Below are 20,980 nucleotides of genomic sequence, written 5' to 3'. Positions count from 1 at the left end.
CATTCGATTTATTGATAAAGGTTAAACATGAGTATCTATATTGGTTGGCTGTGTTAGGCTATTGCGTGAATATACGGAAACATTACCGTCAAGGTAATGCTACCAAGCGTGTTAATTCGCAGACGGCTTCGAGTACTGCATTGCCACCCTTGTTGGATAAGAAGCGCGATCGCGCTGGTTACGATCGCCGCTGGGAGCGATCGCGCGATCGCCCAAAATATCACCCTTGATGGCAGCCTCGGCTTGGCAAAAACCTTAACGGGTCCTAATTACGTTATTCCTCAATCAGCGGGTCAAACCGTCGGTAGTAATCTGTTCCACAGCTTTGGAAAATTTAGCCTCAACGCGGGCGAGGTAGCGGGTTTTAGCAGCACCGCCAATATCCAGAATATTCTGTCCCGCGTTACAGGGGGTTCTCCCTCCTTGATTAACGGCTCAATTTTTACCGATCAGCCGGTCAACTTCTTCTTGATCAATCCCAGTGGCATTCACTTCGGGGCAAAGGCTCAACTCAATGTCGGTAGTGCCACCAGAGGCTCTTTTGTTGCCACAACTCTGGATGCTTTGGTATGGGCGGATGGTAGTCAGTTTAGCGCCACCAATCCAGGGGGATCGAGTAGCTTACTGACGATGGTTGGCGACCCTAGCGGGTTTATCTCTTCACAACTGCCTAAACCAATCGTGGGTTCTGCGAGCACCCTGAAAGTCTCGGAAAATCAGACTTTGTTGTTATTAGGCGGTGATGTGAGTTGGAAGGGCGGGCTTTTACAAGCGCGGAGTGGTCGAGTCGAGTTGGCAGGAGTCGCAGAACCAGGAACCGTAAAGCTGAATGTCGAAGGCAATCGTTGGCGCTTGAAATTTCTAGATAGCGTCGTCCAAGCAGATATATCCCTCACGAATCAAGCAGCGATTGATGTCAGCAGTCAAGGTAGCGGGGCGATCCAGCTTTCCGGCAGACAGGTGACATTTAGCGATGAGTCAAAAGTTTCTGCAAATACGTTGGGGAATCGAAATGGGCAAGGAATCTTTATCCAAGCTGTGCGGCTAACCATTCAAGGGGGTTCTCAGGTATCTGCAACAACCACCGGCAAGGGGAAAGGAGGGATTATCGACATCAATGTCTCTGATTCGGTAGAACTGATCGGCACCTCAGCGGATGGTCAAAAACCCAGCAAACTCGCCAGTGATGTTAAAGATGCAGGGGGAGATGCGGGAAACGTGACAATTACGACCCGGCAATTGCTAGTTCGGGATGGGGCGCGGATATCAGCGAGTGGTTCCGGGACGGGGCAGGGAGGAAGTATCAACGTCTATGCCACCGATCGGGTGGAACTGAGTGGCACCGCACCGAGCGATCGCCGTCCCAGTGGATTGTCGGTTCAAACTTCTAGAGGCAATGGGAAAGCTGGAAACTTAACGATTACCACTCGGAAATTGACGATCCGAAATGGGGCAGAAGTCTCTGCGGCTACTTTTGGGGCAGGTTTCGGGGGAAATGTGGAGGTGAATGCCTCTGAGTTGGTAGAACTGATTGGGACTTCAGGAAATGGAAAGCTTCGCAGCAGATTGTTTGCTGGAACCGGCAACCCTGCCGATGTCATCCGAGACGGAGATGGTTCCCCCTCCGATAGCAGTAATCTTCCGGCATTTTCGACCGGAGATGGGGGAAGTCTGACGGTTAAAACTCAGTTGTTAACGGTTCGGGATCGGGGACAAATCTCTGTGGGCAGTCAAGGGTTAGGAAAAGCTGGGGAACTCGAAATTGACTCTGGATCTATCTTTCTAGACAATGGGGCAACCCTCAACGCCCAAACCGCATCCGGTGACGGCGGGAATATTCGATTGCGAGTGCAAGACTTATTATTGCTGCGCCACAACAGTAGCATTTCTACCACCGCTGGCACTGCAAAAGCGGGTGGAGATGGCGGGAATGTGGATATTAATGCCAAATTCATCGTCGCTGTCCCATCTGAAAATAGCGATATTACCGCCAATGCCTTCCAAGGTCGGGGAGGGAGTATCAACATCACCACTTCTAGTATCTTTGGTAGCCAGTTGCGATCGCGCCCAACCTCCCAAAGTGACATCACGGCGAGTTCGGAATTTGGGGTCGATGGCACCGTACAAATTAATACCCTGGATGTCGATCCCAGTCGCGGGTTAGCGACTTTACCAGCAGAATTGGTCGATGCTTCTGGATTGGTGGCGCAAACTTGTCCGGCGAGTGGCAGCAATGTTGCGAGTTCTTTCACCGTGACGGGAAGCGGAGGGTTGCCAGATAATCCTAGCGAAACCCGAACTAGCAACGCCGTTTGGACAGATTGGCGTCAGGTTGCACCAGCTTCCACTCACTCCCAAAAGGATGTTGCCATACAGTCAAACTTGACAAAAGAGCCGTTGGTAGAAGCACAAGGTTGGGTGAAAAACGATCGAGGCGAAGTCGTTCTCACGGCTGCTGTTCCGTACTACTCCCATCATTCCGGGCTAACAACCTCTAAGTGCCATGTACCGTAATTTTTCTGGGGGCGATCGCTTATTGTATCTTCGGCTGGGTTTAGCAATGTTGAGTATCTGCTTGACGGCGCAAGTCGCGCGATCGCTTCCGGAAACGATTGACTCGGCTCAAGTTCCTCAACTCCCTCCGCCACAAGACATCATTCAGCCGCCATCTCCCGCGCCTTCCCCGCTTCCTTTACCAGAAACGCCTGCCCCACTACCGCCGCCAGAAGACCTACTCCAATCCCCCACCCAGCCTTCCCCGGACACGGAAACACCGGGAGAGACTGTTCCTGGCAACATCACGGTTGAAAAGTTTGAATTCATTGGCAATACTGCTTTTAGTTCCGAAAAGCTAGCGGAAATTACCAAACCGTTTACCAATCGACCGATTTCCTTTAGCGAACTGCTGCAAGCTCGAACGGCTGTCACCGAGTTTTACGTCAACCAAGGGTATATTACGTCAGGTGCCCTGATTCCCGCCAACCAAACGATTCAGGGAGGCGTTGTCACCATTCAGGTTGTCGAAGGCGGCTTAGAAGACATTAAAATTAGTGGCACGCGACGGTTAAATTCCAACTACGTGCGATCGCGTTTGGCTGTCGCCACATCAAAGCCTCTCAATCGAGAGCGTCTTCTCGAAGCATTACAACTGCTGCAACTCAATCCGCTGATTGCCAATTTATCCGCGGAACTCTCTGCTGGAACCCGTCCGGGATTCAGTTTGCTGGAGGTTCGGATAACAGAGGCGAAGACCTTTAGCACCCAAATCGGCATCGATAACGGTCGTTCCCCTAGTGTGGGCAGCTTCCGACGTCGCTTGCAAGTGAATGAAGCGAATTTATTCGGTTTGGGAGATGGTTTAAGCCTTGCCTACAGCAATACAGATGGCAGCGATAGCTTCGATACTTCCTACACACTGCCGATTAACCCTTACAATGGCACGTTTAGCGTCAGTTACGGCACCACATCCAGCGATGTGATTGAGCCACCCTTCGACCGTCTCGATATTTATGCCGCCTCGCGCTACTACGAATTGACCCTGCGCCAGCCAATTGTTCAAACCCCCACCCAACAATTCACCGTCGGTTTAACAGCATCTCGGCGGGAAAGCGAAACTTCTTTGCTAGAGATTCCGTTTCCCCTGTCGGCGGGCGCTGATGACGAGGGACGCACCCGGATATCAGCATTACGATTGTTTCAGGAATGGACGCAAACCGGGACTCGCCAAGTCATTGCCTTGCGATCGCAATTTAATATCGGACTCGGTGCCTTTGATGCCACCCTCAACGAATCTGGTCCCGATAGCCGCTTTTATTCATGGCAAGGGCAAGCCCAATGGGTACGTCTCCTGGCTCCAGAAACGTTGCTATTGGTGCGTGGCAACGTGCAACTAGCAGATAGAACGCTAGTCCCTTTAGAACAATTTGGTTTAGGCGGCTTAGAAAGCATTCGGGGTTATCGTCAGGATGCTCTGCTGACGGATAACGGCGTCTTGCTAAGTGCAGAACTTCAGTACCCGGTGCTGCGCGTCCCCCAAGTGCAGGGTGTTCTCCAAATCATTCCGTTTGTCGATTTTGGCACCGCCTGGAACAGTTCGGGCAGAGAAGATCCAGACCCCAATAGACTTTTATCGGTTGGGTTAGGATTGCAGTGGCGGCAATCACCACGCTTCAGCGCCCGCCTGGACTGGGGAATTCCTTTAGTGAATCTCTCTTCGAGGGAAAGAACATGGCAAGAAAACGGTCTGTACTTTTCCGTGCAGTACAATCTTTTCTAAAGTACGGGCTTTTGGGATTAACTTTGACCCTTTTGCTTTCCTGGGGTCAAAAGGTACACTCTCATTCGCTGCTGTTGGATACCTCTCCCCCAACCCGTCTCCTAGTAGGAGAGGGACAAAGAGCGATTCCCCCGTCCCTTGTAGGGAAGGGGGTTAGGGGATTAGGTTTCCCCGATTCGAGAAGCATTGCATTAGACGTTACCGAACTAACCAATCCAGCTCAAGTGCAACAGGGACGAGAATTTTATGAAACTGGGCAGTTTGTTGAGGCGGTAAGGATTTGGCAACAAGCGGCAAACACTTTTCAAACGCAAGGAGATATCCTAAATCAAGCTTCTACGTTGAGCTTTCTGTCGTTAGCTTACCAACAACTCGGACAGTGGACAGAGGCGACGGAAGCGATCGCAAACAGTCTGAAACTATTAGAAGCGAGAAATCCCAACAAAGACCACTTCCCCGTTCTCGCCCAAGCTTTCAACATCCAAGGGCAGCTGCAATTGGCACTCGGACAAGCGGAACAAGCTTTAACCACTTGGGAACAAGCGGCGGCTATTTATACGCAAGCAGGCGACAAGGCAGGAATTACGGGTAGCTTAATTAACCAAAGCTTAGCGCTGCAATCTTTAGGGCGTTATCGTCAAGCTGCGAAGGCATTGACTCAGGTAGAGGAGACGCTGGCGAATCAACCCAATCCGATGAAAGCGATCGCGCTGAGTTCTTTCGGTAACACCCTTCGCGTCGTTGGCGATTTAGAGAAGTCCCGGCAGGTTTTGCAGCAAAGTTTGGATGTCGCCCAGCAACTCAAGTCTCCCCCAGACATTAGTGCAGCGTTCCTGGGTTTAGGAAATACCGCGCGATCGCAACAGGATACGGAAGCAGCTTTAAAGTTTTATCAACAAGCTGAATCAACTGCTCCTTCACCAATGACCCGCAACCAAGCCAAACTCAATCAATTGAGCTTGTTGGTGGAAACGAAGCAATTGAGCGCTGCCAAGGCGTTGGGTTCCCAAATGCAAGCGGAAATTGCGAGTTTCCCCCCCAGTCGAACAGCAGTTTATGCCAAGATTAATTTTGCCCAAAGTTTGACCCGGCTCAAACAAGCTGACACGGCAAATACTTCCTCTTGGACAGAAATCGGTCAGGTGTTGGCAAATGCAGTTCAACAAGCCAAAAGTATCCAAGATATCCGGGCAGAAGCTTATGCATTGGGACATCTGGGCGGACTATACGAACAAACTCAGCAATTGCAGAATGCCCAAGACTTGACTCGGCAAGCGTTACTTCTCGCCCAATCAATTAACGCCTCAGATATTTCCTATCGCTGGCAATGGCAATTAGGACGCTTATTGAAAGCGCAGGGAAAAACCAAAGATGCGATCGCGGCTTACACGGAAGCGGTGAATATTCTCCAATCTCTCCGCAGCGATTTAGTCACCATTAATCCTGACGTTCAGTTTTCTTTTCGAGAGGAAGTTGAGCCTATCTATCGGCAACTGGTCGAGTTGCTATTGCAAACAGAGGGAACTTCACAGCCAAGCCAAGACAATCTCAAACTAGCCCGTAACACGATTGAATCGCTGCAACTTGCTGAACTCGATAATTTCTTTCGCACCGCCTGTTTGCAAGGCAAAACAGTCCAAATCGACCAAGTCATCGATAAAGACGATCCGACCGCCGCAGTCATCTATCCGATTATTTTGGCAGACCGATTAGAAGTCATTCTCAAGTTACCTCAACAACCACTACGCCACTACAAAACTGATATCAACCAGAGTGAAATAGAAAGAATTGTCGGAGAATTGCGAAAGCAACTGACCAAACCGTACACGCTGCGAGAAACTCAAGCTTTATCTAAGCAAGTCTATGATTGGTTGATTTTACCTGCATCGCAGGATCTCGCGAGCAACATTAAAACTTTGGTATTTGTCCTAGATGGTTCCTTGCGAAATATCCCGATGGCTGCACTCTACGACGGTCAACAATACCTTGTCCAAAAGTATGGCGTTGCATTAACTCCAGGGTTGCAGTTACTCGGCCCCAAATCTTTAGAACGGGGAAAAATCAAAGCTTTAACTGCCGGAATTACTGAATCTCGCCAAGGGTTTGCTGCGCTCAACAATGTAACCCTGGAATTAAATCAGATTAAATCTGTAGTGCCCACTACGGTACTGCTCAATCGGGAATTTACCAGTACCGCTTTCCAAAAAGAAATGAATGCGGTTTCCTTCCCAGTCGTACATCTTGCCACTCACGGTCAATTCAGTTCTAAAGCTGAGGAGACATTTATTCTGACTTGGGATAATCGGATTAATGTCAATCAGTTGGATAATTTACTCCGCATTAGAGATACGAACCGACCAACTGCGATCGAATTACTCGTCCTCAGTGCTTGCCAAACCGCTACCGGGGACAAACGGGCGGCTTTAGGACTGGCTGGGGTTGCGGTACGCGCTGGGGCGCGGAGTACCCTCGCGTCTCTATGGTCGCTGGACGATGAGAGTAGCGCCCTTCTGATGAGTCAGTTTTATCAAGAGTTAACCAATACAAAGGAGACGAAAGCGGAAGCACTCCGGTTTGCCCAGCTGTCTCTGTTGCAGAATCCGCGATACCAGCATCCCCGTTACTGGGCACCCTACGTGCTAGTGGGGAATTGGCTATAGTTGCGGGAAGATTTCAAATCTATAGCAATATCTCGTTTGAATGCAGTGGGGAACTATCGGTAATTCACCGAAAAGTATTAAATTTCAAACAAGAACGCGCTTTTTAACCGGCGCATCTTCAAGCTGGCAGTAAGGGCGACTGTAGCAGAGGGGCGACTCTAGAGAGTGCTGAACTAAGAAGTCAGGATCGCTCATCACCTGCTCAGTTGCACCATCGTAGACGACCTGACCCTGACTCAAGACTACCGTGCGATCGCATAACTCCAAGGCTAAATCTAAGTCGTGGGTGGCAATCAGTTGCGTCAGCGGCAAGCTTTTTAACAACTCGATCAACTGGCGACGAGAACGGGGATCTAGCTGAGCCGAGGGTTCGTCAAATACCAACACTTGGGGGTTCATTGCCAGCACGCCTGCGATCGCAATCCGCTTCTTTTCGCCTCCAGATAAATTATCTGTATTCCGCTGTCCATAGCGTTCTGGATCGATATTCACCGCTGCCATCGCCTGAAGCACTCGTGCGGTGAGTTCCTTGTCTCGCAAGCCTTGATTCATTGGACCAAAGGCAACGTCTTCCCAAACTGTGGGCATAAATAACTGATTATCTGGATTCTGAAATACCAGCCCCACAAAATTCCGAATTTTTTGCAAATTCTCCTTTCTGACAGGCCATTCTCCAATGATGATTTCTCCCGCTTCGGGTAAGAGAATCCCATTCAGATGTAACTGCAAAGTGGATTTTCCCGAACCATTGGCTCCGATTAATGCCACTCGTTCCGTTGCTTTAATCGATAAATTAATTCCCCTGAGTGCATGAGTTCCATCAGGGTAGATATAGCTAAGATTTTCGATAAATATTGGATTATGGTGCATAGCAACAATTAAAAATTAAAAATTTTTAGAATAAATAAACCACTTGTCCCAGCAATGCCAAAATTACGGTTAAGGTTAAAGCCACAATGTCGCGGCGTCCGCCCGACGGCACCTTCTCGACAGGCGGTAGTCCTTGATAACCCCGCGACAGCATTGCCTGATAAACCCGCTCCCCCCGCTCATAGGTACGGATAAATAGCGTTCCCATCATGTTGCCAATCACCTGACGTTGCCAGTGGTTGCTGCCCATCAAGTTGCGAGAGGCTGCTGCCCGACGCATGGCGTTAACTTCCCCAATCAGGACGCTAATGTAGCGATACATGGATGCCAGAATCGCCACCAATAGGGGTGGGGTTCGCAAGGCGACTAATCCATTCAGGAGCGCTGCAACCGAAGTAGTTAAAGTCAGCACATTTAGCATCATCAGCGAAAGCAGCGCTTTGAGGGTCACGCTACCCAAAACCATCAGCCCGACGGTAGTAATCCGTAGCACTCCCCAAGACCACAGCACCTCGCCGCCGTCCCGAAACAAAGTGCCCAGCAGCACAACGCCAATAAAAGCAAACTCAACGGCGATTCGCTTCAGCAGGATGCTCCAAGTGACTCGACTCAGCAGGACGACACCTAGCACGCCTAACCCATAGATTGCCCAAGTCCACCAGCGTCCGTTTGGCGTCAGGGCGATCGCAAATACAATCAGTAGCGTACACAGGATTCGAGTCCGGGGTGCTAATGAGTGCCAGGGAGTTTTGCGATCGCTATCGGCATCTAATTGAACGGCAATAATGTGCAGCAGCATTCGCTTTACGCTTGTAGTTCTTAGCTATCCAGGGGGCCATCTGGATTATCTGAGGACGAGGGGACTTCATAGTCTGAGGAAGATGAAACGGAATTGCGAACCACCAACTTCCCAATCCCCCAAGCCAAACCAAATGTTGTTAAGGTTCCAATCAAACCGGCTAAGGGCGTGGCGAGTCCTTCCGGTACGCCTCTGAGGGCATATTCTTCAAAAACAGCGTAAAAGGGTAATTTTTGGGCGGGTGCTTCTTCGGCTGCTTTATCCTCAAACTTCAGATCCTGAGAAACTCGGTCTAATCCGTCTGGATCTGAGCTAGCGAATGGCGACAGAAAAATTGCAATCAGCAGGGCAACACCCAACCCAGTGATGACAAAAGCCCGGTTGCGTTCCCGTGAGAGGTTGCTACTCATAAACGTTTCATCCCTATATAACTAAATGCACGCATTGCTTAACGCTGTGACAGCGAACGAGATGCAGTGGAAACAGCTCGGCGGGGTGGATCGAACAACAGATCGGGACGCGATCGCCATACATAACTCACTGCTACGACGGTAATCAGTGATTCTCCAATGCCGATTAGGACGTGCCAAAATGCCATTGCCCCTACGGCTACCCCAAAGGGCACTGTTCCGGACAAAGCTAGTTGTACTGCTGTCAAAATCGAGGCAATAAACACGCTTGTCCAAGCTGCAATTGCCGTACCCACTAACATTCCCCGCCAGTTATCCCGTCCTAAGGCAAAGCGAATTGTTTTGTAGAGGTAGTAACCCGCAAAGGTGCCAATGAGTCCCATATTGGTGATGTTGGCTCCTAGCACAGTCAGTCCACCATCTTGAAACAAGACTGCCTGGACGATGAAGACTGCCACCATGACGAGCGATCCCGCCCACGGGCCAAGTAAAACTCCCGCGAGCGTCCCACCCAGCAGGTGCCCGGAGGTGCCACCTGGAATCGGAAAATTAATCATTTGGGCGGCAAAAATAAAGGCTCCACACACACCCATCAGCGGGACTGCCCGTTCCTGGTAGTCAGCCTGCACTCGATTGAGGGCAAGTGCAATCAGTCCGATGGCGAGTACCCATGTCACGAGGCTAACGGGCAAGCTCAAGAAGCCATCTGGAATGTGCAAGGCTAACTGCGGCTGTATTATCCAGTGCAGTAAGCCAGAGGAGACAATACTAGGGAGCGGGGCTGTAATTATCATTAAAAATTGTCCTTTACTGCCAGATTATTTAATAAATCCAACCCTCTAATAAAACATAAATTTTTCAAAAAAAGCAATGCGATAGGGGGGCATTGAGGATTTTTAAGTTAATCATTGTATGGTGAAGAAATCTGTTACTTTTGGCATAATTTGAAGGAATACTCCTCCTCTCTAAGACTGAGATTCAGAAAATCTGCGATCGCAAGGTGTATAAGCGATCGCATCTGCGCGTCAGGACATTACGAAATCAAAAAATAATGTTGCCGGGGCTACCCTACAACATCATTTCCCCTATTTAGTTCCGCTTAATTTGCCGAGTCTCTGCTGCCCAAAACGCGGATAAATTCCAGGGGTAAGCCGTCGGTATCGGCAATGAAAGCGACTTCGTAGACGCTTGAGCCGATCATTTGCTGCGTTGGCTCTAAAAGTACCTTCAGGGGAAAAAACTGCTCTGGAGAAGTCTGTGCTGCCTCATCAAAGCGTTCTTTTAAAGAATTTAACCAACTCGGCAAATCAGATGCGGTATCGGTGATATCAAAAGACAAATGGTAGTACCCGACGTAATGCTCATCTCCAAAAGCGTCAGGGGCGGGTTTCGGTTGCGGAATCTGGATTAATTCAATGCGTCCGAGACTACCCTCCATCCAGCAGGCAAGGGTGATCCCGGCGGTGAAGCGTTCGCAGACAGTAAATCCCAGATGTTCGTAGAAAGCGATCGCGCGATGAATATTTGCCGTGCGGATCGAAACATGATGCATGATTTTTGTCCTTTGTCATTCGTCTTTAGCCCTTAGTGTTTAGTCCTTCGCGATCGTCTGCCAGTCTTTACCCAATTGACAATAACTAATCACAAATGACCAATGACTAATCACAAATGACTAATCACGAACGAAATTATTCAAACAACCGAAAATAAGGATATCTCACAGGGATACCCGGTTCTTTTTCCAAATCGAAATTAATCACTTCCCAGCAGGGTTCTTCTTCCGGTTCCGGGCTAAACTCTACCGGCAATCCGTACAGCCTGGGTTTCGGCGGATCTGACTGCCCCCGCCAAGGGGTACTGCGTTCCAGATAAGCACTAATTAACTCCCGATAACGACTGGCAATAATGACTCGCGTCGCTCGGTAGCCTTGAGTATACAGCCGGTCTAGGGCTTCGTGAATCTCAAACCGAATCCCATCCGGATGGGTGTGCTGCCGGTACCATTCATCACTCCACCGACGCCAGTGACGCCCAGACTGTAAGTGAATCAGTTCACCAGTCTTCGGATCTGCCTCAAAGGCACCATGACGCGGACACAGATAAGTATCCGTCAGCGTCAAGGCCGGAATCGTTTGGCGGCAATGGGGGCAGTGAATCTCCGGCCCAAAGATCGGGTACTGTAAGCCTGGATTCATCATGGAGTCTGTATCGGCATTCTATGTATCTGTCCAACGGTGCCAGTGGCTTTATTATATCTGTGTAGGTGAAGCTTCGCCCTCAGCATAAAGAGTGTGGTTATTTTGTAGAGTCACTGAGCGCATCGTGTGAGTAATTTAAACCCGTTTTACGGTGCCGATAATTCCTATTGGCCTAGCCCCGATCTCTCCTTAGCTGCCTTTGTCGCCCCGAATGCCGTTGTCATGGGTTGGGTAAAGATTGGTGTAGGGGTCAGCATCTGGTTCGGGGCTGTGGTGCGAGGAGATGTGGAACGCATTGAAATTGGAGAACGGACAAATATTCAGGATGGGGCGATTTTGCACGGCGATCCCGGCAAGCCAACCATTGTGGAAGATCATGTAACCATCGGGCATCGCGCTGTGATTCATTCGGCTCATATTGAACGCGGTTGCCTGATTGGCATTGGTGCAGTGGTGCTAGATGGCGTGCGCGTTGGTGCTGGGAGTCTTATCGGTGCTGGTTGTGTGGTGACGAAGGACGTGCCCCCTTTGTCGCTGATGGTGGGGATACCTGCTAAGCGGGTGCGCGAACTTTCTGAGGCTGAGACGGCAGAACTGATCGAACACGCGAAGCGCTACGAGAAGCTAGCTTTGGTTCATGCAGGCAAGGGGACAGATCTGGGATTTACGACGCCCCATTGATGTCTGGGAAAGTTAGGGAGTCCGGATAAGTCAAGGGATGTATCAAACTGTCCCCCGATGCCTAAAAATAAAATATGAGAATTGTTCAAAAATCTTTAAGCAATAAGAGAGGAAACTTCAATGGAGTTTGACTGGCGCGTGTTAATCGTTTTGCTGCCAATTATCGCAGCAGCAGGCTGGGCAGGGTTTAATATTCTTCCGTATGCTCTGAAACAAATTCAGGGTTTTCTCAACAGATCCTGAACGAGACGATACAAGTAATTAGCAGTAACCCCCTTGTTCCCTTTAGTCAGAGAGGATCGAGGGGGTTCTTGGTGGAGAAGACTGGGCAAGGAGTACGACCTAACCCTACCCCTGCCCCTTCCCGCTCTTCGTGGATGGGTTCAATATTCTATTCTCCCCTCTCTGTGGAGGTCGAGTGGCTGGGGGTTGAGGTTCCGAGGGATTTTAGCTCCGAATGCTCGCGCTGATGCGCCGCTTCGCGAACAGGAGATTGGCAAGCCGAATCGTTGAACGAAGAATATCCGCCCTATCAGTGCGGAGAATGTTATTTCACAGACAAATCTTCTTGAGCGATCGCGGCACCAGCGGTCCACGGTTTCTTATTGTATTCAAAAGCGCCAATATCTGGTTGCTTCCCTACAAATCCATTGGTGTAAGGAGAAGCGATCGCACCTTTATCTACAGCCGCAGAAGTAGCAGTGAGTTGATAGTCGTGGTTGCTTCTATTTACAAACTGTACATCGGGAACAGTGATTTGACCCGCCGCATCTTTTTCCATGACAATATTGTTTTCCACTGTCATCCCCCCTGCGGACTGGGTATCTTTAAATTCTTTAGCAATATTATTTTTGAGGATAGTGCCTTTCATATTAGATCGAGACGGTTCCCACCAAATCTCTCCATCTACAGTGTTGTTATACACTTGCCTATTTGTATTTAAACAGGGAGTGCCGTGACTGTTAATCGCAATCCCATGCTTGGGAATATTCCACAGAACATTGTGATGCACTACATAGTTAGAACTGTTGCCGTCTAAATAAATTCCCATGCTGCCAAAATAATGCAAACTGGGGTTGTATTCTGCTTGACTATCGTGAATTTTGTTATAGGCAATCTCAGTCCCTTTGCCATCGTGTCCCCATGCCTGCACCGTACCTCCGTCGCTATTTTGCCGCCCCATATTAAATGCTTCGTTGTACATCACCTTGCCCTGCGTCAATTCATTGATGTTGATCGCGCCCGGAGTTCCTAAATCAAATAAGGTGTTGTACATAATTGCATTGACTGCGCCTTTAATATGGATGGCGCTGCTAGTGCCGGAGTAATTTGTATCGTGGATAATAGAATTAGTAATTTTACTCGAATTGCCTTCAATTCTAATTCCCGCTCCTGCCGCATACCTAATTTCGCTATTTTTTACTTCGTTATTATTTCCTCCCAATAAAATAGCTGGCGCTCCTTGGTCGTACCAAAGATGGGGAATCACTGCGAAATTAGAACCATACAAAAGCTTGACTTTATTAATTAAAATATTTGAACTATTATTTGAGTGGATGCCTGCCGCGAAAATATTGATATTTTCTATGCTTATATTAGATTTATTATTAATCTCAAATGCCCATTGCCTTTTTTTGACTTCTACACGGTTGCTTGCAGGATTGCTTCCATCTATCGTCCATAAATATAAATTTCCCGAAGCATCTCTAAACCATTCTTTTGGTGCATCCAAAGCTTCATATTTACCCCAAATATAGTAGTAATTACCCGCTTTTGGAGCATAGCCTAGAGAGTTTGCATAATATTGATAGTCGCTAAAATTAATAGTTTTAGGGGTGTGACTGGTAATCGTGCTGGTATGGGGTGCCCAATTTGGACCAGGAACGTGATTGACTTTGGCGTTATTCCAAAAACTAGTAGGAAAGTCATTTAAAGCCTCATCTAAAATTGTGCCGCTGACTCGTGAATTGTCAGCAGCATTTGGGTTGCTAATTGAACCACCATCAGCGATCGCTTTGTCTTTACTGGTAATTTGTGCTGGGTTTTTGTTAATATTAGGCCATCTAGCCTCGACCATCATTTCATCATTTACAAAAACCTGGTTATTCCCTTCACCTAAATCCCAGTTCATTGTTGCTTTGTAGACTTTTCCGCTGGGGTGATTGTGCAGAGTCCAATTAGAAATCGGGTCTGCACCGCTAATTGTTACTTGTTCGTTTTGATAAGCTTTAAAAGTAATAGGTTTTCCAGCGGTTCCAGAATTAGCAGGGATAACAGTTTCTCGATAAATCCCGCCTTGAATCAAACAAGTATATCCAGCCGTCGCTACACTGGCACACTTTTGGATATTTTGAAAGGGTTTAGACAAAGTTCCCGAATTGGAATCTGCTCCAGAGGGCGATACATAGTAAACTTTTGAGTCTTGTGCAGAAGCTGAACCAGGTAAATTGACTTTGCTACTTATCAAAACTAGGCAGAATACTGTAACAAAAATTGAAAATAACTTCCCAGCAATACGAAAGTTTTTATTTAAATAATTCATCGTGAAAATACCATATATAGTTTAATAATTTAAGGTGTTTTTAATCCAAAGTTGTATCAACTTTGGATTAAAAACTTAGGTAAAAAACCAGAAAAAAGCAAAATGAACTTATCTCCTTTCTCCCGATAATCGGCTACTAAAAATGCTTAAATAAACGATTCAGAATAGAGCCTACTATGCGATACATCATAGCCCTCTAAAGCTTTACTGGAATCCGTAAAAATTCGGACGATAGAAAAACTTCAGCGTCTTCGGAACGAGAATCTACTGAAGGGTTTTTCTCGCTCATTGAAAGTTGGTGGACGCGGTAGCGAAGCGGTGTTGCTCTTAGAAAATCGCTCTATTGCAATCATTAGCGAATTGTTAGCGTTGAGGGTAAGGGCGGGTGATAACTGCCTGTACAGCACGTCAGCTGTCAACAGGGACATTTTCAACCCGCCCACAGAAGTCGGCTCTCCCTAAGCTAAAACCTTACTTAGAGGTTCGTCTCCCTACAAGGTTGCAGCTACCCGTTGAGTTTACTTAAAGGGTTCTAGCTGATCGGCACGTAACCAGACATTTGGTGCTGGCACCTGACCAAATTTGACGAGTGCGTAGTCACCCCGCAATTGTACAACTTCACCCTTGGTTTCAAATATGTAGGAAGGGAAGCGCGAGTCGCTAGCTTGCGCTTCCACACTGTTTTCTAATTTTTCTCGCACAGCACGAACCAAATCGCCACTTTTGACTGCCATATTTTTGTTCTGCCCTTGTGTCTAGTTCATCACTATTTTAGTTTCTATGAGGGCGGGAAAATCATCTTAAAGCAAATTTACTTAGAGGATGCCTGAAAAAGTCCTAATTGAGACGCTTAGATGGTGGATATCCCCCTTGAAAAGAAGGGATTTTAGCTGAATTATCCCCTTTCTAAGGCGGGATAGGCAGATAGAATCAACTTTTGATACTTCTCAAACATTGTCTAAACGCTCGCTCTTTCAGACGCAGTTCACGAACGCGGACGTCTCTTTGCTCTTTGCGGTTTTGTGGTTCAATAACAACCCGAAGCTAGTTTCGTAAATCATTGAAAGTTTCTGTACTAATCGAAAATACAATGAGCTAAATTGATAAATATACTGCTCCTAAATATAGAAATACATTTGGTTTGCAAAAGTAAAAATTTTCCTAACTAATTATTTTATTTTAAACTGAACCAAGTTATCTTGGATTATCTCAGCGATCAATAACACTCAAACAGGCAATTAGCAGCCAGTAGCCAGGAAAGGAGTAACTCGGTGAATAAGCCATTAAAACTGAAGTCCCGCATTTTGCTAGGATATTCTGTTCCAATTTTATTGGCAATGGGCGTGGCTGGAGTGGTGCATTACAACATTCACAAAGTCGCTAAAGTTGCGGAAGAGGTCAAATCCATACAAAACAATATTATACAAATAGATGAAATAATTCTTGGAATATCCGTAATGGTACGGAATACCAGAGGTCATGTGGTTTTCCCCAAGGAGAAAAGCTACGAGAAAACCTACGAAGAAGGAATTAAGTTATTTCGAGAAGCATCTAAATTTTTAGAGGGAGAGATTCAAGACCCTCAGCAACGAGAAAATTTGACTAAAATTATTGAGGCGGGTCAGGAAATTGATGAGGCGTCTAGAAAGATATTCAACTTGCTCGATAGCGGTAAGATTGCCGAGGCTGTTGAGTTAACGAAGTCTATACGAATGCTGGGAATTAATGACTGGCGTGAGGATATGCTTAAACAAGCAAATTATCAGTTAGCGGCACAAGCTAAACAACAAGATACTGCGATGTACTGGCTCACGATTGTAGTTTGGCTCGGTGCCGGATTATCTGCAATATTTGCTTTGGGAATTGGTTCGTTAATCGCTTCGCGCATCAGCCAGCAGATTAATGAGATCGTCGATGCGATCGCGCACTCTTCCAGAGCGATCGCTAGCACCGTTGAACAGCAAGAACCCATCGCTGTCTCTCAAGCCAGTTCGGTGAATCAAACTACTACAACGATGGATGAGTTGGGGACTTCTTCCCTGCAATCGGCGCAACAAGCCGCAGCAGCCTCTGCGGGAGCGCGTCAGGCTCTGATATTAGCAGAAGGGGGAACCGAAGCCGTGCAGCAAACTCTGGGAGGGATGGCGACGCTCAGCGAGAAGGTAGAAGCGATCGCAGCTCAAATTCTGCAACTGAACGAACAAACTCATCAAATTAGCAACATTACAAACTTGGTAAGCGATCTCGCGAACCAGACAAATATGCTAGCGCTGAATGCTGCTGTAGAGGCGGTTCGGGCTGGAGAACATGGTAAGGGATTTGCGGTGGTGGCGGGGGAAATTCGGAAACTCGCCGATCAAAGCAAGAAGTCAGCGCAAGAAATCAACACCCTCGTCGTTGACATCCAACGCGCGATTAATTCAACCGTAAAAGTGACAGCGGAGGGCACGAAGACGGTGGAAGCCGGGGTACAGTTCTCTCATCAAACTGCGGACGCCTTTACGGGGATGACGAACGCCATCAACCATGTAGTTACAAACAGCCAACAAATTGCCTTGAGTGCCCAACAACAAGCGATCGCGATTCAACAAGTCGTTGATGCCATGAACGTCCTCAACCAGGGAGCAAAAGAAACGGCGAGTGGGATCGGGCAAACCAAAGCGGGCACCCAAAACCTCAACGAAGCAGCCCTAAACCTGAAGTCAATTGTCTAATCGCCAATCGCGAATTGATAACTCCCTCCCCTCGGCACCCCTGCCCATCTGCATTTTATAGGGCTGACATTCTAGCGTTGACACTGGGGGCAAAAATGCGCGGAGCGTCCGGCTAATCTAATGCGCTCAATCGGTGTGCTACAAACTCGACAGGGGACACCCGTGCGGTTATAAACCCAGGCGACCCCGCCATAGTTGCCGTTAACGCCCTGCACGTTGAGAAAGTTACTAAAAGTCGTTCCCCCAGCCTCAATACTGGCTTGCAACACTTGAATAATTGCCCCTCTCAAACGCTCAATTTGCGCTAATTTTAGATCGGCACAAAGGGTTTTGGGTGGCACACCACTGAGAAACAACGCTTCATCAGCATAGATATTGCCGACTCCAGCCACCAGAGATTGATCTAGCAGAGCGGTTTTGATGGGACGGCGGCGATTTTGCAGTGCCAGCGCCAGGTACTCCACGGAAAACGCTGTGGAAAAGGGATCGGGGCCTAAAACCTGTAAACCAGTGATGATGCTTTCTGGCGGTGTTCCTGGCGGTACCCACCACATCTTGCCAAAGGTTCGCTGGTCAACAAAGCGCAACTCCATCTCACTGGTCTTCTCACTGGTAAAGAACAGCCGCACTCGCGTATGTTTCTGGAGTGATTCCTGCGGATCAATCCACAGCAGCTGACCCGTCATTCGCAGGTGAACGCCCAACCAGGCAGATGAGGAGAGTTCTGCCAGCAGGTATTTACCACGCCGGTGCCACTGAGTAATAACTGAACCGGCAAGCCCAGCCAAAAAATCTACAGAGGAAAGGGGGTGGGCAATTGTGCGTTCAAGCAACACATCGCCACCCCATATTTCCTGATTCAGGGTCAATTTATTTAGACCCCGGCGAACTGTTTCAACTTCAGGCAGTTCTGGCACAACTTAACGTGAGTCAGTTCCCTGATTGGGAGAGCCTTGTACAACTGAGCTACCTTCTCCAGACTCTGGTGCAGCGCTGGCCTTCCCATCAAGAACTCGGTTGCCCTGACCTGTTCTGCGAGTCCGCTCGTCGATGGTGGTTTGTTTGCCACCGGAAGCGGCAGTAGTGGGTTTCTTCCCTGCTGCCTTGGGTGCTTCAACCTCTACCACTTCGTTCATGGCAAAGTTGTTGGTATTAACGCCAGCGTAGTTGACATTATTGAAACGGACAATCACTGGGTATTTGATGCCGCTCTGGTCTATGGAAGCAACAGTCCCAGTATCCTGAAACCAGAAAGATTCTTTGCGGAGAATCTGAACTTTTGAACCACGTTGAACCATAAGTGTTTTTTCCCTTACGTCATTAAGGTACAGCGTACTACTCGATCGGGAGCTGCTGAGCCTCCCAGTCTTTAAGTTTTATTACTGTTCGATCCAACGCAGTCGGACGAAGTGAGCGGGACGACCCCAGATGTCAGGCGTTGCCGAAATGTCTTCTATCGCCAAATTAAAGGGAATGGAGGTTGTAATGTATTGTTGGGCAAGACCGCCCAGATCGGGCGTTAATTGGGCAGCAGCGGTGGTAGCGATGCCTAAACCCAAAAGTTGCTCGATGGGGCCACGAGGCAGGACGAGATGGATACCCAAGGCGAGTCCGGCGGTGACAAGCATCCCGACTGACAAATTCGTGCCGCAACGCGGATGCACGGCGAGGTTCCATTCTCCACGGGTAATGCGCCGGAGGGCAGTGCGAACAGCACGATGCAAATCAGCGCTGTTGACTTGACCGTAGAGGTAAAATCCTTGGTCGGTGGAAAGACCTCCTAGAGTGTTGTTATCTAGTTGCCTGGAGGTTGATACACCCCTGGCGTTCGGGGAGTTACAGGTGTCGCTCAAGACCCAAACCGTGGCGTGTTCTAAGGCATGAACCTGACGCAGCATCAGGATTTCCTTTAGCCCAGGAACAAAGTTCAGGGTTCTGAGGAGATCGGCATCTTGTGTCGGTTGAGGAGCTGGGGAGTCAAAGCTCCAGTCAAAGCTCCAGAAGTTGCCAGTCTGAGAAGAAGCAGAAGCAGTAGTCATAGAGTAGAACTACTCCAAAAGCAGATAGATTAACTGGGATGTTTTTCAACTTTAGCGTTTACGCCTTTGAGCCGTTGCAAATTTTTGTGAGATTGCCACTCGTACTACTCGCGCTCAAAAGCCGGTCACGTTGGGATTTTGTCGGTTGAGTTGTTGAAAGGCTACTCCAGCAAGGTAGATTGATGAGCAGGCTGCTGAATGGGAATTTCAATTGCGAATTCTGTTCCTTTTCCTGGCTCTGAAAAGCATTGCAAGCTTCCACCGTGCTTCTCAACGACAATTTGATAGCTGATGGCTAATCCCAGCCCGGTTTCTCTTTCCACATTTTTAGTGGTGAAAAAAGAATTAAAAATGCGTGACTTTACTTCGGAAGCGATACCCGGCCCATTATCGATAATCCGAATCGCTACTTTATCAGCAACTAGGGGCACCACTGTGCCGTGTGCGTCCTGTTGATTATTTGTTTGATTGTCAGTTGTGTGTTCGCTGACCGCCGAACCCTGAGTGCTGACAATTGAGGTTTGGATGACGATCCGGCTGGGATGGTTTCGGATTTCATCAGGCGATCGCTCTTTGTCATAATCATTCAAGGCATCAATCGCATTGCTGAGAATGTTCAAAAACACCTGATTGAGTTGTCCGGCATAACACTCTACCGGGGGTAAATTCCCATACTCTTTGAGGATCTGAATTCCCGAATGTTCTGTCTTGGCTTTCAGTCGATGCTGCAATATTAGTAAGGTACTCTCAATTCCTTCATGAATATTGACCGGCTTCATCGCTGATTCATCTAAGCGCGAGAAGTTACGCAAACTCGAAACAATCTGACAAATTCTGTCAGCGCCTACTTTCATGGAAGACAACATTCTGGGCAAGTCTTCAATTAGAAAATTTAGATCGATTTCTTCTGCTTGTTCCTGAATCCTTAAAGACGGCTGAGGATATTCTTGCTGATAAACTACCAACAAATCCAATAAAGCTTGAGTATATTCATCTAAGTAAGTGAGGTTGCCGTAGATGAAATTAACTGGGTTGTTGATGGCGTGGACAACACCGGCAACCAGTTGACCCAAACTCGCCATTTTTTCAGATTGAATGAGCCGAGCTTGAGTATTTTGCAGTTGTGTTAATGCTTCAGTCAGTTGTCGAGATTTCTCGCTAAGCATCTCGACTTGTGCTTCTACTTGGGCGTGCAACCGAGCCTGTTTGATAAAGTTAATATAGGCTTTGGAGTGATAGCGGATACGAGCGATTAGCTCAATTTTGTCTGGCAGTTTTATCAAGTAGTCATTTACATCCAGAGCAAAGGCTTCCGCTTTGACTGCTGGATCTTCTTTCGCTGAAAGCACAATAATCGGAACATCTCGCGTTGCGGAATTAGCCCGAAAAAACCGCACCAACAGCAACCCATTAATTTCGGGCATTACTAAATCTTGTAAGATGACTGTTGGAGCAACTTCTGTCGCCATTTGAATTGCTTGAGTCGGTTCACTACAATAGTGAAAAATGATATCTTCTTCAGTGGCAAGCATCCGACGTATTGCTACACCAACCAGAGCTTGATCGTCAACGAGTAAGACGGTTAATGGCTGTTCCAAAGAAGAAGCTGATTCGGTTTCCTTAAGCATTGCGAGCATTCATCAACAAGAACATTTCACTTTTCTAGGAAAAATTTCCCTAGTTACGTTGAAATTTGGTTTACCATGATTTATTTAGTTAGATTTATCAAGTAAAATTATTTTTATGATAAGTGATTTTTAATCAATATTCCGATTGTAAAAAATCGTCCGC

Annotated in this window: 18 protein-coding genes; 6 read left to right on the top strand and 12 right to left on the bottom strand. The window is 47.8% G+C overall.

Annotated features, from left to right (window positions below; all coding sequences use genetic code 11):
* Positions 1-96 precede the first annotated feature (96 nt).
* Genes NDI44_RS19965 through NDI44_RS19955 form a run of 3 tightly spaced genes read left to right on the top strand, consistent with a single transcriptional unit; the run spans position 97 to position 6,936 of the window.
* The gene (locus tag NDI44_RS19965; RefSeq protein ID WP_190411040.1) at positions 97-2,514 is read left to right on the top strand and encodes an S-layer family protein; all 2,418 of its coding nucleotides are present in this window, start codon (positions 97-99) and stop codon (positions 2,512-2,514) included.
* Positions 2,504-4,276: a ShlB/FhaC/HecB family hemolysin secretion/activation protein gene (locus NDI44_RS19960; protein ID WP_190411039.1), complete on the top strand. Its 1,773-nt coding sequence runs from the start codon at positions 2,504-2,506 to the stop codon at positions 4,274-4,276. Before NDI44_RS19965 ends, NDI44_RS19960 begins: the two co-directional genes overlap by 11 nt.
* Entirely contained in the window at positions 4,228-6,936 is a 2,709-nt protein-coding gene (locus tag NDI44_RS19955) for a CHAT domain-containing protein (protein WP_190411038.1), read from the top strand. Before NDI44_RS19960 ends, NDI44_RS19955 begins: the two co-directional genes overlap by 49 nt.
* An 84-nt stretch (positions 6,937-7,020) precedes the next feature.
* Here NDI44_RS19955 and NDI44_RS19950 read toward each other — a convergent pair whose 3' ends face one another.
* From NDI44_RS19950 to NDI44_RS19925, 6 genes are all read right to left on the bottom strand, one after another.
* Entirely contained in the window at positions 7,021-7,806 is a 786-nt protein-coding gene (locus tag NDI44_RS19950; RefSeq protein WP_190411037.1) for an ATP-binding cassette domain-containing protein, read from the bottom strand.
* Positions 7,807-7,831: 25 nt separating this feature from the next.
* Complete coding sequence (gene cbiQ, locus NDI44_RS19945; protein ID WP_190411036.1) at positions 7,832-8,605, bottom strand: cobalt ECF transporter T component CbiQ; 774 nt, start codon at positions 8,603-8,605, stop codon at positions 7,832-7,834.
* A gap of 20 nt (positions 8,606-8,625) precedes the next feature.
* Positions 8,626-9,015 carry a PDGLE domain-containing protein gene (locus NDI44_RS19940; RefSeq protein WP_190411035.1) on the bottom strand — a complete coding sequence of 130 codons (390 nt, stop codon included), beginning with the start codon at positions 9,013-9,015 and terminating at the stop codon, positions 8,626-8,628.
* A gap of 38 nt (positions 9,016-9,053) precedes the next feature.
* Positions 9,054-9,809, bottom strand: coding sequence for an energy-coupling factor ABC transporter permease (locus tag NDI44_RS19935; RefSeq protein WP_190411034.1), 756 nt, complete (start codon positions 9,807-9,809; stop codon positions 9,054-9,056).
* Positions 9,810-10,114: 305 nt separating this feature from the next.
* Positions 10,115-10,567 carry a VOC family protein gene (locus NDI44_RS19930; RefSeq protein ID WP_190411033.1) on the bottom strand — a complete coding sequence of 151 codons (453 nt, stop codon included), beginning with the start codon at positions 10,565-10,567 and terminating at the stop codon, positions 10,115-10,117.
* A gap of 136 nt (positions 10,568-10,703) precedes the next feature.
* Positions 10,704-11,213 (bottom strand): TIGR02652 family protein, encoded by a 510-nt coding sequence (locus NDI44_RS19925; RefSeq protein ID WP_190411032.1) that lies wholly within the window; start codon positions 11,211-11,213, stop codon positions 10,704-10,706.
* A 126-nt stretch (positions 11,214-11,339) separates the two neighbouring features.
* Between NDI44_RS19925 and NDI44_RS19920 the strand changes: the two genes are divergently transcribed.
* Positions 11,340-11,894 (top strand): gamma carbonic anhydrase family protein, encoded by a 555-nt coding sequence (locus NDI44_RS19920; protein WP_190411031.1) that lies wholly within the window; start codon positions 11,340-11,342, stop codon positions 11,892-11,894.
* A 120-nt stretch (positions 11,895-12,014) separates the two neighbouring features.
* Entirely contained in the window at positions 12,015-12,137 is a 123-nt protein-coding gene (locus NDI44_RS19915; RefSeq protein ID WP_190411030.1) for a photosystem II protein Y, read from the top strand.
* Positions 12,138-12,441: 304 nt separating this feature from the next.
* Here NDI44_RS19915 and NDI44_RS19910 read toward each other — a convergent pair whose 3' ends face one another.
* A complete protein-coding gene (locus NDI44_RS19910; protein WP_190411029.1) occupies positions 12,442-14,262 on the bottom strand; it encodes a right-handed parallel beta-helix repeat-containing protein in 1,821 nt (606 codons plus the stop codon).
* A gap of 692 nt (positions 14,263-14,954) precedes the next feature.
* Positions 14,955-15,170, bottom strand: a complete 216-nt coding sequence (locus NDI44_RS19905; RefSeq protein WP_190411028.1) for an NAD(P)H-quinone oxidoreductase subunit O — start codon at positions 15,168-15,170, stop codon at positions 14,955-14,957.
* Positions 15,171-15,707: 537 nt separating this feature from the next.
* Between NDI44_RS19905 and NDI44_RS19900 the strand changes: the two genes are divergently transcribed.
* Positions 15,708-17,150: a methyl-accepting chemotaxis protein gene (locus tag NDI44_RS19900; RefSeq protein WP_339380913.1), complete on the top strand. Its 1,443-nt coding sequence runs from the start codon at positions 15,708-15,710 to the stop codon at positions 17,148-17,150.
* A gap of 71 nt (positions 17,151-17,221) precedes the next feature.
* On the opposite strand, the gene NDI44_RS19895 is transcribed toward NDI44_RS19900, so the two are convergent.
* The 4 genes from NDI44_RS19895 to NDI44_RS19880 form a co-directional block, all read right to left on the bottom strand.
* Entirely contained in the window at positions 17,222-18,067 is an 846-nt protein-coding gene (locus NDI44_RS19895) for a DNA-formamidopyrimidine glycosylase (protein WP_190411027.1), read from the bottom strand.
* A gap of 3 nt (positions 18,068-18,070) precedes the next feature.
* A complete protein-coding gene (locus NDI44_RS19890; RefSeq protein WP_190411026.1) occupies positions 18,071-18,448 on the bottom strand; it encodes a photosystem I reaction center subunit IV in 378 nt (125 codons plus the stop codon).
* 81 nt (positions 18,449-18,529) lie between these two features.
* A complete protein-coding gene (locus NDI44_RS19885; RefSeq protein WP_190411025.1) occupies positions 18,530-19,189 on the bottom strand; it encodes a DUF6391 domain-containing protein in 660 nt (219 codons plus the stop codon).
* Positions 19,190-19,350: 161 nt separating this feature from the next.
* Entirely contained in the window at positions 19,351-20,817 is a 1,467-nt protein-coding gene (locus NDI44_RS19880; protein ID WP_190411024.1) for an ATP-binding protein, read from the bottom strand.
* Positions 20,818-20,980: the final 163 nt, after the last annotated feature.

This window comes from Trichocoleus sp. DQ-A3 (genome assembly GCF_039961975.1).
Lineage (GTDB): Bacteria > Cyanobacteriota > Cyanobacteriia > Cyanobacteriales > FACHB-T130 > FACHB-T130.
This window is presented reverse-complemented; position numbering and strand designations above follow the sequence as displayed.